This is a genomic window from Pseudomonas kuykendallii (genome assembly GCF_900106975.1).
Lineage (GTDB): Bacteria > Pseudomonadota > Gammaproteobacteria > Pseudomonadales > Pseudomonadaceae > Pseudomonas_O > Pseudomonas_O kuykendallii.
Map to the genome: position 1 here is coordinate 770,674 of NZ_FNNU01000002.1, position 12,912 is coordinate 783,585.

At 66.2% G+C, this 12,912-nt stretch carries 12 protein-coding genes; 8 read left to right on the forward strand and 4 right to left on the reverse strand.

Annotated features, from left to right (window positions below; genetic code table 11):
• Window positions 1–74 precede the first annotated feature (74 nt).
• The gene (locus BLV15_RS08740) at window positions 75–755 is read right to left on the reverse strand and encodes a dual specificity protein phosphatase family protein (RefSeq protein ID WP_245728151.1); all 681 of its coding nucleotides are present in this window, start codon (window positions 753–755) and stop codon (window positions 75–77) included.
• Window positions 756–1,025: 270 nt separating this feature from the next.
• Here BLV15_RS08740 and BLV15_RS08745 point away from each other — a divergent pair, with 270 nt between their 5' ends.
• The 5 genes from BLV15_RS08745 (at window position 1,026) to recX (ending at window position 6,069) form a co-directional block, all read left to right on the forward strand.
• A complete protein-coding gene (locus BLV15_RS08745; protein ID WP_090226708.1) occupies window positions 1,026–3,518 on the forward strand; it encodes a PAS domain-containing protein in 2,493 nt (830 codons plus the stop codon).
• Window positions 3,519–3,629: 111 nt separating this feature from the next.
• A complete protein-coding gene (locus BLV15_RS08750) occupies window positions 3,630–3,818 on the forward strand; it encodes a hypothetical protein (RefSeq protein WP_090226711.1) in 189 nt (62 codons plus the stop codon).
• Between the two features lie 147 nt (window positions 3,819–3,965).
• Window positions 3,966–4,466, forward strand: coding sequence for a CinA family protein (locus BLV15_RS08755; protein ID WP_090226714.1), 501 nt, complete (start codon window positions 3,966–3,968; stop codon window positions 4,464–4,466).
• A gap of 83 nt (window positions 4,467–4,549) precedes the next feature.
• Window positions 4,550–5,596: a recombinase RecA gene (recA, locus tag BLV15_RS08760; RefSeq protein WP_090226715.1), complete on the forward strand. Its 1,047-nt coding sequence runs from the start codon at window positions 4,550–4,552 to the stop codon at window positions 5,594–5,596.
• 8 nt (window positions 5,597–5,604) lie between these two features.
• A complete protein-coding gene (gene recX / locus BLV15_RS08765) occupies window positions 5,605–6,069 on the forward strand; it encodes a recombination regulator RecX (RefSeq protein ID WP_090226718.1) in 465 nt (154 codons plus the stop codon).
• Between the two features lie 402 nt (window positions 6,070–6,471).
• Here the strand turns inward: recX and BLV15_RS08770 are convergent, their stop codons facing one another.
• Together BLV15_RS08770 and BLV15_RS08775 are read right to left on the reverse strand one after the other, a co-directional pair.
• Entirely contained in the window at window positions 6,472–7,545 is a 1,074-nt protein-coding gene (locus tag BLV15_RS08770) for an LOG family protein (protein WP_407072443.1), read from the reverse strand.
• A gap of 311 nt (window positions 7,546–7,856) precedes the next feature.
• Window positions 7,857–8,255 carry a quorum-sensing-regulated virulence factor family protein gene (locus tag BLV15_RS08775; protein ID WP_090226723.1) on the reverse strand — a complete coding sequence of 133 codons (399 nt, stop codon included), beginning with the start codon at window positions 8,253–8,255 and terminating at the stop codon, window positions 7,857–7,859.
• A 302-nt stretch (window positions 8,256–8,557) separates the two neighbouring features.
• Here BLV15_RS08775 and BLV15_RS08780 point away from each other — a divergent pair, with 302 nt between their 5' ends.
• Window positions 8,558–10,210: an OmpP1/FadL family transporter gene (locus tag BLV15_RS08780; protein WP_090226725.1), complete on the forward strand. Its 1,653-nt coding sequence runs from the start codon at window positions 8,558–8,560 to the stop codon at window positions 10,208–10,210.
• Window positions 10,211–10,270: 60 nt separating this feature from the next.
• Window positions 10,271–10,984: a tRNA-uridine aminocarboxypropyltransferase gene (locus BLV15_RS08785; RefSeq protein ID WP_090226728.1), complete on the forward strand. Its 714-nt coding sequence runs from the start codon at window positions 10,271–10,273 to the stop codon at window positions 10,982–10,984.
• A gap of 77 nt (window positions 10,985–11,061) precedes the next feature.
• Here the strand turns inward: BLV15_RS08785 and BLV15_RS08790 are convergent, their stop codons facing one another.
• The gene (locus BLV15_RS08790; RefSeq protein ID WP_175534317.1) at window positions 11,062–12,021 is read right to left on the reverse strand and encodes a DMT family transporter; all 960 of its coding nucleotides are present in this window, start codon (window positions 12,019–12,021) and stop codon (window positions 11,062–11,064) included.
• Window positions 12,022–12,221: 200 nt separating this feature from the next.
• On the opposite strand from BLV15_RS08790, the gene erdR reads away from it, so the two are divergent.
• Entirely contained in the window at window positions 12,222–12,872 is a 651-nt protein-coding gene (gene erdR / locus BLV15_RS08795; protein ID WP_090226733.1) for a response regulator transcription factor ErdR, read from the forward strand.
• The last annotated feature ends 40 nt before the right edge of the window (window positions 12,873–12,912 follow it).

Sequence of the window (12,912 nt, forward strand, 5' to 3'; positions counted from 1 at the left end):
CACGGGCGATCTGGTGCCAGCAGGTGCAGGGGGCGACGCGCGGTACAGATCAGCGCCCGTGCAAAAGGCCGATGTCAGTCCGCGCTGGCTTCGAAGCGTTGCTGCAGCCAGCCCTGTACCAGGCAGGTTGAAAAGGGCGAGGTGCTGCAGTCGCCATTGACCAGCGCCCGTCGAATCGCCGGAGCGTCGGCGCTTTCCACGTAGGCGATGGCATCCTCCATGCGTCGCGGGTCGCCGAAGCCGCCGTGCTGCATTTCATCCAGCGCCGCCTGTTTGCTCCAGCCCTGGACCACCTGGCGGTACATCGCCGCCATCAGGCCGGTGCGGTCGCGGCCGTGCTTGCAGTGGATCAGCACCGGCCCGTTCGTCTGGGCGCGCTGTACGGCGCGCAACACCTCGATGACATCGGCATCGTCGACGCGATCCGCGTGCAGCGGAATGTTCACCCGCTGTACGCGGGAGTCGCCGAGCCAGGGCGCGTCGCTGTCCTCGATGAAGCTGATCACCGTGCGTACCCCGAGCTTTTCCAGCTGCTGGCGGTTGGCGCGCGCCGGTAGCGCGCTGCGATAAAGGGTGGGAGACATCCGATAGAGATTGAACGTCCCGTTCAGGGGCGTCGCCCAGCCTGGCGCGCGGGCGCTGGCCGTTTCGCCGGGCGTGGTGGCGGCGAAGCCCGGCAGCGAGGCGAGCAGTCCGCAGAGCAGCATCGCCCAGGCGGACGGGAAGAGGCGGGTCGGGATTGAAACGAGTCTCATGGAAGGCTCCTGATGGGTCGGGAGCGATCCTGTCGCAGGGGCTGTGAAGCGCCGATGATGAGCGGGTGAAAATTCTGTAGTGAGCGCCCGCCGGGCAGTTCATCGTTCAGTCGTCGGACGGCGTCATTATCGGGGCGCGGGTGGGTGTTCAGCCTGTATCGGCGCCCGATACAGTGATCCAGGGCGACGCCAGCGGCCGTCGGCATGCGTCGTCCGCAGCGGCTATACCAGTACTGAAGGCCCATGGATGGCTAATTGAGGGGAACGGTGATGGACGATTCATCAGTACACGAGGATGGCTCTGCGATCCGGATTCTTGGCTCGCGCCCCTCCCGTGTGCCCGACTTCGAGCGCGAGAACCGTGCCCTGGCGGAACTGGCGGACGCCATGGCGGAAAGTCCGGCAACCGTTCTGCAGAAGCTGGTCGAACGGGTGGTCGAGACCTGCCAGGCGGATTCCGCCGGCGTCAGCATTCTCGAGACGGACGCTGCGGGCGTGGAGTGGTTCCACTGGCACGCCGTCGCTGGTTGCTGGGCGCCGCGGGTGGGCGGGCGGATGTCGCGTTTCGCCAGCCCCTGCGGCGCGGTGATCGACGGCAACACCAGCCTGCTGCTGCGCGATCCGGGCCGGCGCTACCCGGACGCCGCGCTGATCGATCCGCCGGTCGTCGAGCTGCTGCTCACGCCGTTCCATGTCGACCATCAGCCGATCGGCACGCTCTGGGCGGTCCGCCATGACGCGGACGGTCAGTTCGATGCCGAGGACTTGCGCCTGCTCACCAGCCTTTCGCGCTTCGCCTCGGCGGCGCATCGGGCGATCAGCGCCGCCACCGAACTGCGCGCCAGCGAGGCGCAATTCCGCGCGCTGGCCCAGGCGATGCCGCATCACGTGTGGATGGCGCTGCCCAACGGCCTGCTCGACTGGTTCAATGAGCGCATCTACGACTACACCGGAGCCACTCCGGGCGATCTGGAGCGCCACGGCTGGCGGCACATCATGCATCCCTCGGACATGCTGCAGGCGGCCGAGCGCTGGCAGGAAGCGTTTCTCAATGGCGACACCTACGAAGCCGAATTCCGCCTGCGTCGTCGCGATGGCGTATACCGCTGGCACCTGACCCGCGCGCTGCCGGTTCGCGACGAGCTGGGCGCGATCATCCGCTGGGTCGGCACCAACACCGACATCGAGGAGCAGAAGACCACGTCCCAGGCGCTGGCCCGGCTCAACGAAACGCTCGAACAGCAGGTCGCGGAGCGCACCGCCGATCGCAACCGCCTCTGGCAATTGTCCGGCGACATCATGACTCTGTGCCGGAAGGACGGAACGCTGCTCGCCGTCAATCCGGCATGGACGCGGGTGCTCGGCTGGAGCATGGAGGAATCCGTCGGCCGTAACGCGCTCGACTTCGTGCATCCCGATCACCGGGAGCGAGCCCGGCAGGACATGAGCCTCTTCGAGGACGGCGCGAGCATTTCCGGCGTCGACAGCCAGCTGCTGCACAAGGACGGCGGCTACCGCTGGATCACCTGGGGTGCGGTCTTCAGCGACGGGGTGATCAGCGGTGTGGGACGCGATTTCACCGTCGACAAGGCGCGCGCCGAGGCGCTGCATCTCGCCGAGGAACAGCTGCGTCAGTCGCAGAAGATGGAGGCGATCGGCCAGTTGACCGGCGGCATCGCGCACGACTTCAACAACCTGCTGACCGTGATCATCGGTTCGCTGGACATGCTCAAGCGGCGCCTGGACGCCCAGCGCAGCGACGGCATCGAGCGCTTCATGGACGCGGCGTCCTCTTCCGCGCAACGGGCCGCGGCGCTCATCCACCGCCTGCTGGCCTTCGCTCGCCGGCAATCGCTGGACACGCGTCCGTGCAACGTCAATCTGCTGATCGAGGGCCTCGACGACATGCTCAGGCGCACCCTGGGCGAACGCATCAGCCTGGAGACCGCGCTGCACCACAACCTCTGGCACGCCCTGAGCGATGCCAACCAGTTGGAGAGCGCGCTGGTGAACCTCGCGATCAATGCCCGCGACGCCATGCCCACGGGCGGCCACCTGAGCATCGATACGGCGAACACGGTGCTCGACGACTCCTACACCGCGGGCCTGGAGGCGGTATCCAGCGGCGAGTACGTGGTGATCTCGGTGTCCGATACCGGCTCGGGCATGTCTGCGGAAGTGCTCGCCAAGGCCTTCGACCCGTTCTTCACCACCAAGCCGCTGGGGCAGGGCACCGGGCTGGGGCTGTCGATGATCTACGGCTACGCCAAGCAGTCGGGCGGCCACGTCAGGATCTACAGCGAAGTCGGCCGCGGTACCACGGTGAAGCTCTACCTGCGTCGCGCGCCGGATGAGCAGCTGCCGCTGGAAGTCGAATCGCCCCGCGCGCCCTACGGTCTGGGCGAAACCGTACTGGTGGTGGAAGACGAGGCCAGCGTGCGCATGCTGATTACCGAGGTGCTCGACGTGCTCGGCTATCGCTACCTCGAGGCAGCGGACGCGAAGGCCGGCCTGGCGTTGCTCGGGCGCGAGCCGCAGATCGATCTGCTGGTCACCGACGTCGGCCTGCCCGACATGAACGGCCGCCAGCTCGCCGAGATCGCCCGGGAAGGGCGGCCCGGACTCAAGGTGCTGTTCGTCACCGGCTACGCGGAGTCCACTTCGGTGCGCGGCGGGCTGCTCGCCGAGGGCATGGAGATGATGACCAAACCGTTTGCGCTGGATGCGCTGGGCAGCAAGATCCGCGAAATGCTCGAAGGTTGAATGGCGTTCCGACGAGCTGCAAGCCGTCTGGCAGGCTCCGCTGAACTTCACCGCCGCCGCTCCGGTCATTTGCGTGAACGCCAATTCCGGCGTCTAGCGGAGAGTGTGGAGATGGTGGTACGGGTCGAACGAGTAGAAGGCACGCAGCCGTTCTGGCGGCTCTATCTCAACGATTTCTACTTCGTCTGCGCCAGCCATGAAGAAGCCCAGGCGCTGAAGTACAAGGCACTTGCCGCCAACCAGTCGCTGTACACCCCGCCGACGGCTGCCGCCGTGCGGGAACTCGAGGTGCTGTCCTGATTCCGGACAGCGCCACGGTTTCATGGTGGGTCGCGTTGTAGCAGGAGGTTGTCCCGGTCAAATGCCCGCGCATGGCGAGCGCAGGCTTATCTGAATCGGCGCCGCAGCTGAGGTAGGGTATGCATGCCCGATCCTGCGGAGAATGCCATGGACACCCTTACCGATCTCGCCCGGCAACTGGGCGAGTGCCTGAAACCCCTGACCGCCCAGGTCACCACCGCGGAATCCTGCACCGGTGGCGGCATCGCCGAAGCCATCACCCGCATCCCCGGTAGCTCCGCCTGGTTCGAGGCCGGCTACGTCACCTATTCCAATACCCAGAAAACCGCCCAGCTCAAGGTTCCGGCCGGACTGTTCGCGCAGGTTGGCGCGGTCAGTCGCGAGGTCGTCGAGGCAATGGTGCGCGGCGCCTGTAGCCGCAGCGGCGCGCGTTTCGGCGTGGCGGTGAGCGGCGTCGCCGGCCCGGACGGCGGTTCACTGGAGAAGCCTGTCGGCACCGTGTGGCTGGCCTGGGCGGACGGCGAACGGCTGTTCGCGGAGCGCCGGCAATTCCCTGGAAATCGCGATCAGGTTCGCCACGCCACCGTGCAGGCCGCCCTCGAAGGACTTATCCGACTAGCTGCCGGAGAAAATCCCGAGCGGGGGTAGGCGACCGGCCAACCCTGTGCTCTAATACTGGCTACTTATACAGTTGTCGTGGCCTCTGGCCCACTTGAATCGAGAGGACTTCAATGGACGAGAACAAGAAGCGCGCCCTGGCTGCGGCCCTTGGCCAGATCGAAAAACAATTCGGCAAGGGCGCCGTGATGCGCATGGGCGATCATGATCGCCAGGCCATTCCGGCCATCTCCACCGGCTCGCTGGGCCTGGACATCGCGCTCGGCATCGGCGGCCTGCCGAAGGGCCGGATCGTCGAGATCTACGGTCCGGAATCCTCCGGCAAGACCACCCTGACCCTATCGGTGATCGCCGAAGCCCAGAAGCAGGGCGCGACCTGCGCGTTCGTCGACGCCGAGCACGCCCTCGACCCGGACTACGCCGGCAAGCTCGGCGTCAACGTCGACGACCTGCTGGTCTCGCAGCCGGACACCGGCGAACAGGCCCTGGAAATCACCGACATGCTGGTGCGCTCCAACGCGGTCGACGTGATCATCGTCGACTCCGTGGCGGCACTGGTGCCGAAGGCCGAAATCGAAGGCGAGATGGGCGATACCCATGTCGGCCTGCAGGCTCGCCTGATGTCCCAGGCCCTGCGCAAGGTCACCGGCAACATCAAGAATGCCAACTGCCTGGTCATCTTCATCAACCAGATCCGCATGAAGATCGGCGTGATGTTCGGCAGCCCGGAGACCACCACCGGGGGTAACGCGCTGAAGTTCTATGCTTCGGTGCGCCTGGACATCCGCCGTACCGGCGCGGTGAAGGAAGGCGAGGAAGTGGTCGGCAGCGAGACCCGCGTCAAAGTCGTCAAGAACAAGGTGGCACCGCCGTTCCGCCAGGCCGAGTTCCAGATTCTTTACGGCAAGGGCATCTACCGCAACGGCGAGATCATCGACCTCGGCGTGCAGCTCGGTTTCGTCGAGAAGTCCGGCGCCTGGTACAGCTACCAGGGCAACAAGATCGGTCAGGGCAAGGCCAATGCCGCCAAGTTCCTGGAAGACAACCCGGAAATCGGCAACGCCATCGACAAGGCCATCCGCGACAAGATGCTGGTCGCACCGTCCGACAGCAAGGCTTCTGCGGTCGCGGCCGACGAAACGGCCGACATCGACCTCTGAGTCGCGGCATGCCCGTCGTCCTCGACACACCGGTCGCGGTACGCCGGGCGGCCATGGATCTGCTCGCGCGGCGTGAACACAGCCGCGTCGAGCTGACCCGAAAGCTGCGCAAGCGCGGCGCCCCTCCCGAACTCATAGACAGCGCATTGCAACGGTTGGCCGAAGACGGCCTGCTCAGCGAAGCCCGCTACCTGGAAAGCTACGTTTCGAGCCGCGCGCGTGCCGGTTACGGACCGCAGCGCATCCGTGAAGAACTCGGCCAGCGCGGATTGCAGCGCGACGATATCGAACAGGCGATGCAGCGCTCGGACATCGACTGGAGCGAGAACCTGCGCGACGTCTGGCAGCGCAAGTTCCGTGGCCAGCTTCCCGCCGATGCCCGTGAGCGCGCCCAGCAAGGGCGGTTTCTCGCCTATCGCGGTTACTCCGTGGAAATGATCGGCCGGCTGCTACGCGGCGCCCTGGACGATTGAGCCTGCCACCTTGGGTGGCCTCGGTGTTCAACAGGTATCTCGTTCCTGCCTCTGGGCCTGGAGGCTATGGCGGACGATTTCTTCTGCTCACCCATCGATCTCGCCCCGACCCCGGCTGTACCGGCGGTGCGTGCGGAAGTGGACGACGCGTCGCTGTCCAGTTCCCGTTAGCGCAGTCGCATTCGCTGCAGGATTGATCGCCCGGCGAGGGCGATTAGGCCATGTCGCCGGAGGAATGCCACGCAGGCAGGACTGACGTCCCGTGAAGGGGCGAGCGGGATAGCACGCTTGCAGCTCGTGTGGGCTGCGCGCGAATGACGTTGAAAGTCTGGCGAACGCCAATCGGCGTCCTTGCGGAACGCCGGCAACGCAGGAGGTGTTAGCGGGGCGCGAAGGGCACGCTCAGCGTTTCGCCCAGTGCTCCTGCCGATTGACGAAGTCCACCAGTTCGCGCAGGCGGCCGTGGTCGCGGCCGGTGAAGGCGAAGACCAGCCAGGTCAGCTGGCTGAGCTCCGGTTCATCTTGTTCGGTCTCGTCGTAGGGCAGTTGCTCGAAGCCGCCGCTCAGGCAGAGGTCGGTGAAGTCCTGGCGTACCCGGTCGAGCGCGGCTTCGCTGAGTGAATGGCGCAGGCGCAGGACATAGCGGCTGTTCAGCCAGCGGCTGGAGTGGAAGTTGCGATAGAACTGGTCGATTTCGTCCGCCGCTTCCGCCACGTTGTTCACCAGGCGCATCAGCTTCATGTCGCCCGGCAGGATGTAGCGGTTGTCGCCCAGTTGCCGGCTGATGAACTGCAACGCGTCCTTCCAGTAGCTGCCGGCGGGCTCGTCCAGCAGGATCACCGGGACCAGCGGGCTTTTCCCGGTCTGGATCAGGGTCAGCACTTCCAGCGCTTCGTCCAGTGTGCCGAAGCCGCCCGGGCAGAGCACCAGGGCATCGGCTTCCTTTATGAAGAATAGTTTGCGAACGAAGAAGAAGTGGAACGACAGCAGGTTCCCGGTGCCGTCGACGGTCGCGTTGGCGTGCTGTTCGAACGGCAGCGTGATGTTCAGCCCCAGGCTGTGATCCAGGCCGGCGCCTTCATGGGCGGCCGCCATGATGCCGCCGCCAGCGCCGGTGATGACCATCTGCCCGCGCTGCGCCAGGGTCGCGCCCAGTTCGCGGGCCAGCGCGTACAGCGGATGCTCGATGGGCGTGCGCGCCGAGCCGAACACGGTGACTTTGCGGCGGCCCTTGAACTGCGCGAGTGTGGCGAAGGCGTGCTCCATCTCGCGCAGCGTCTGCAGCATGATCTTCGCGTCCCAGCGATTGCGGTCGGCCTGGGCCATGCGCAGCACGGTGGCCAGCATCTCGCGGTACAACGGCAGGTTGCGGCTGTTTTCCGGGACGCGGGCCTCGACCAGTTCTTCGAGGCGTCGTTCGAACTCCTCCTCGCTGTGGGCAAGCGGGGAGTGGGCTTCTTCGATGGGATGGGTCACGCAACTTCTCCTTCTCCGTCCGGCCATCCACGGGCGCGAAACGGCATTGACGCCAGCGAGTCCGTACAGCGCTCGGGCAGAGCGGACGGCCTACACGGTGGGGCGGAATCGCGTCGGCGTTCGAATCGGGTTTTGTCGGCCTCGCACCCATCGTGGGGTGCGCAGGTCGTCAGGGCAGATCGAAACGCGCGTCGTGCGGAGCCGCAAGGGCGACTCGGGCGATGAGCGTTGCCGCGTTTCGATGCCCGCAGTTTACCCGCGTGGGGCAGAGGGTTCAGCAGGCAGGACGGCTCGTGCCGCGCAGACGGCCCTCATTGGGCGCAGTCGGCCTTGGAGAAGCGCGCGGTGCCGACCGGCTTGTTGGTCTGGTATTCGGAGAACTCGTAGCGCAGCAGGGCGCCCTGGTCGAGCAGCTTGCGGTAGCCGGGGTTGCCGCAAACGCTCGCGGTGAGCTGGGCGCGTACTGCGTCCGGGTTGGCGCGCATCTTCGCGGCGTGCGCCGGTAGCACGCTGAGATGGTTGATCAGCTCCTTGCCCTCGGCGGTGTAGCCCTGGTCGAGGATGTCCTCGTTGATCGCCCGCGGAGTGCCGACGCTGCTTTCCTTGGCGACCTTCTGCAGCATGGCGGAAAGCTCGGTTTCCTTGAGGGAGGCGGCCTGCGCGGCAACGGGCAGCAAGGCGCAGAGGACGAGGGCAGTGAAACGCGGCATGAGGTTCTCCGGAGCGAATGACAGGGGCTTGGACCGGTCGCGTGCCTGGGCGTTCGCCGCGACTTCCGAGGGAGGCGATTGTGAGCCGAAGCGGGAGCTGACGAACAGCGCCGTTTAAGTGTTACCAAACGCGACAGCGAAAAGATGGCTTTCTGCCTTCCCCGACCAAAGATCGGGGAAATTCCGCGGATGTCCGCAGTCAGAATAGCGCCCAGGTTGCGACAACACGCCCAGGGAAGGCAGGAGGCCTGACTGTATTGAGCCTCCAGGCTGACAGCAGAATGCTCTAGGAGCTGAGAATAATGACAAGAAAGCCCCAGCGTTGGCCTCTGGCCATGCTTGCAGGCGGCCTGGTGGCCGCCCACCTGCCCACGGCGCTCGCCTCGGGTTACCACTTCGGTTCGCAATCGGTTTCCGCCCAGGGCACCGCCCACGCCAACAGCGCCGAGGCGGCCGATCCTTCGACCATCTTCTACAACCCGGCGGGTCTCACCCGGCTCAAGGGCGATCAGGTCACCAACGGCATCACCATCGTGATTCCCCGCGGCGAGTACCACGACAACGGCAGCGTGGACGTCTTCGGTAACCCGGTTGAAGGCAACGCCGGCTCCTACCTGCCCGATTCCGCCGCCGCGCCGAACCTGTACATCTCCCATGAGGTGAACGACAACGTCACCATCGGCCTGGGCATCTTCACGCCCTACGGCGCCAAGCTGGATTACCAGGAAGACTGGGCCGGCCGTTATGGCATCCAGTCGGCGAACCTGCTCACGGTGAACTTCAACCCGAGCATCGCCTACCGCTTCAACGAGCACCACAGCGTCGGCTTCGGCATCTCCGCGCAGTACATCAAGTCGACCCAGCGCGGGGCGGCGGACGTGAAAGGCGCGTCGCGGCAACTGGCCGGGCAGTTCGTCGACGATAACTATGCGGCGACCTTCCTCGCCGCGGCAGCGGGACAGTTGAATCCCATCCTCGACCCGCTGGGCCTTGGGGTGCCGGAGCAGATTGCCAGTTGCGATCCGCTGCAGAGCCGCGACGCCTTCGTCGATTGCGTGGCCTCGAACTTCGCCGACAACGTCAACGGCGACGGCTATTTCCGCGCCAAGGGCGACGACTGGGGCTTCGGCTGGAACATCGGCTACATGTGGGAGCCGACAGAGAACACCCGGTTCGGCATCGCCTATCGCTCGCACATCCGCCACACCCTGGAGGGCGACACCAAGTGGAGCTTCGCCGGCGTCAGCGGCGCGGTGCCGGACCCCTCCACGCCGCCGGAAGACATCCTTTCGGTGCTCGATCCGAGCAACTGGATCAACCCGGGCGATTTCGCCGCCACGCGCCTGCACCCGCTGCATTCCAAAGGCAAGAGCAACATCGATACGCCGGAAACGCTTTCCTTCAGCGCCTTCCATCAGCTCAACGAGCGCATCGCGTTGATGGCCGACCTGACCTTCACCGGCCACTCGCGGCTGGACACCGTGAGCCTGGCGATCGACGAAACTCCCGGCTACCCGTACTTCAATGGCGTCAAAGAGGGTGATCTGTCGGTCAAGCAGGACTGGAAGGACACCTACAAGATCTCCCTTGGGATGAACTACCAGTACACCAAGGACCTGATGCTGCGCACCGGGGTGGCCTACGACAAATCGCCGGTGAACGGCACCGACCTGCGCCATCCCGGCTTCCCCGATGCGGACCGCTACTGGCTGTCGTTCGGCGCCAACTACAAGTTCACCCCGGAGACCTCGGTGGACCTGGCCTACAGCTTCGTCAAGTTCGACAGCGGCAAGATGGACTACACGGACGGCTGCTCGCCGGCTGGCTGGGTGCCCGGACCGGGCGGTCTCTACGAGGACAGCGGGGTGCGCTGCACCGGCAACGGCGGCACCTACAGCGGCGAGTACAAGACCCGCATCCACTTCATCGGCCTGGCGCTCAACCACAGCTTCTGATGCCTGGGGCGGTGCCGGCGGGTCTGCTAGACTCGCCGGCCCTTCGCCAATGCCCCGTCGATCATGCATGCCGTCGCCCGCCTGCGCGCCGAACGCCTCGCCCGCAGCCTGAAACCCTTCGTCGCCCGTGGATCGCGTGCGCCGCGCTGCCCCGATTGCCGAATCCAGTTCAGCCACTGCGTGTGCGCCTGGCGGCCACGGGTGGAGACGCGCTCGGCGATGTGCCTGCTGATGCACGACGTCGAAGCGTTGAAACCGAGCAACACCGGCTGGCTGATCGCCGACCTGGTACGCGACACTTCGGCGTTCGGCTGGCTGCGCACCGCGGTCGACCCGGCGCTACCGGCGCTGCTGGAAGACCCGCAATGGCAGCCGTACCTGGTGTTCCCCGGCGAGTACGCGGCGCCCGAACGGGTGGTCGACGAGGTGCGGGTGGAAGAGGGCAAGCGGCCGCTGTTCGTCCTGCTCGACGCCACCTGGACCGAGGCGCGCAAGATGTTTCGCAAGAGTCCCTACCTGGATCGCCTGCCGGTGCTCAGCCTGCAGCCCGAGCAACTGTCGCGCTACCGCCTGCGCCGCTCCAAGCGCGATGACCACCTGTGCACCGCCGAAGTCGCCGCGCTCTGCCTCGAGCTGGCCGGCGACGCCGCCGCGGCCGATGCGCTGGGCGTCTACCTCGACGTGTTCACCGCCCACTACCTGGGCGCGAAGTATCACCACGAGATCGACCCGAAGGACGACGCCCACCAGCGCCTGAAAGCCTTCCTGCCGTAGGGTGGATCGCGCTTTACCGATCCACCAGGCGCTGCGTCATCCCGCCTGCGCGGACAGCCGCGCCACCAACGCCAGGGTCAAACCGCTTTCCTCTGCCACAGCTGCGCCACCAGCATGCCGGCGAACATCAGCGCGCAGCCGATGTAGCCTTTGGGCGCGAGAATCTCGTCGAGGAACAGCGAGCCGGCGAGGGCGGCGAACACCGCCTCCAGCGAGAGGATGATCGCCGCATGGGAGGCGATGGCGTGTTTCTGCGCCACCACCTGCAGGGTGTAGCCGATCGCCACGCCGCACAGACCGCCGTAGAGGATAGCCGGGCCGGCGTCGAGAATCGCCGCGAGGCGGATGTCCTCCAGGCACACCGCCAGCAGCAGGCTGACCACCGCGCAGGTGGCGAACTGCAGCAGCGCCAGGCGCAGCGGATCGTGGCGGCTGGCGAAGAACCCCACCAGCAGCACATGCACGCCCCAGACGAACGCCCCGGCCAGTTGCAGCCAGTCGCCCGAGGCGACGTGGAAACCCTCGCCGACGCTGAGCAGGAACATCCCCACCACCGCCAGCGAGGCGCCCAGCCAGGTGCCGGCGCCGGCGCGCTGGCCGATCAGCAGTCCGAGCAGCGGCACGATGATTACGTAGAGCCCGGTGATGAAGCCGGAATTGGTGACGCTGGTGAACAGCAGGCCGACCTGCTGCAGGTTGATCCCCAGCGATACCGCCAGGCCCATGCCGATGCCGCCCAGCAGCAGCCCGCGATTGAGCGGCTGGTGCGGCTGGCCGTTTCGGGCGCGGCCGAGGAACAGCACGATCGGCAACAGCACCAGGCTGCCGAGGGCAAAGCGCAGGCCGGTATAGAGGAAGGGACCGATGGAATCCATGCCCAGGCGTTGCGCGACGAAGGAAAATCCCCAGATGAGGGCGGTCAGGACCATCAGCAGGTCGGCGCGCAGGGCGTGGCTTCGCATGGAGACTCTCGGCGGAAAAAGGCGCAGACTTTGCCGCAAAGCCCGCAGCTTGACCACCCCGGCATCGCTCGGCATGCTTGGCGCCGCTCAGAGGGGTGTTTAGGATCGATGCGGGTCCGGGCGGCGTCGAAATCGGCACCAAGGTGCTCACTCACGCCGGATGGCCGGGTGTACCAGCCCAGCCGTCGTTGGCTGATCCGCGTCGCCCGGGATCGCGCGTTACGTCCGTAACACCCTCTCGAATGTTCGGGCCCAACAAGAAATAGGGATATGTCATGGCCGCCCACGAAATTCTCATCGCCGACGATCACCCGCTGTTCCGCAGCGCGTTGCACCAGGCTCTGACCCTGGGGCTGGGCAGCGGCGTGCGGCTGGTGGAAGCCGCCAGCATCGCCGAGCTGGAAAGCCGCCTGGCGGAAAAGGGCGACTGGGACCTGGTGCTGCTCGACCTGAACATGCCGGGCGCCTACGGGTTCTCCGGCCTCGTGCTGCTGCGCGGTCAGTACCCGCAAGTGCCGGTGGTGATGATCTCGGCCCAGGAAGAGGCCGCAGTGGTCGCCCGCTCGCGGGAGTTCGGCGCCAGCGGCTTCATTCCCAAGTCCAGCCCGCTGGAAGTGATCCAGCACGCCGTGCGCGCGGTGCTCGATGGCGATGAGTGGTGGCCGGTGCTCTCGGACACCGCGGTCAGCGTCTCCGCCGAAGCCAAGGCCGCCAGCGCCGGCCTCGCCAGCCTCACCCCGCAGCAGTTTCGCGTGCTGACGATGGTGTGCGAGGGCCTGCTGAACAAGCAGATCGCGTACGAGCTGAGCGTCTCCGAAGCCACCGTGAAAGCCCACGTCACCGCGATCTTCCGCAAGCTCGGCGTACGCACCCGCACCCAGGCCGCGCTGCTGCTGCAGCAGATGGAAAGCATCCCGGCGAACTGAGCGCCGCCTCGCTTCACGTTTTCTTGACCGACCGCCGCCT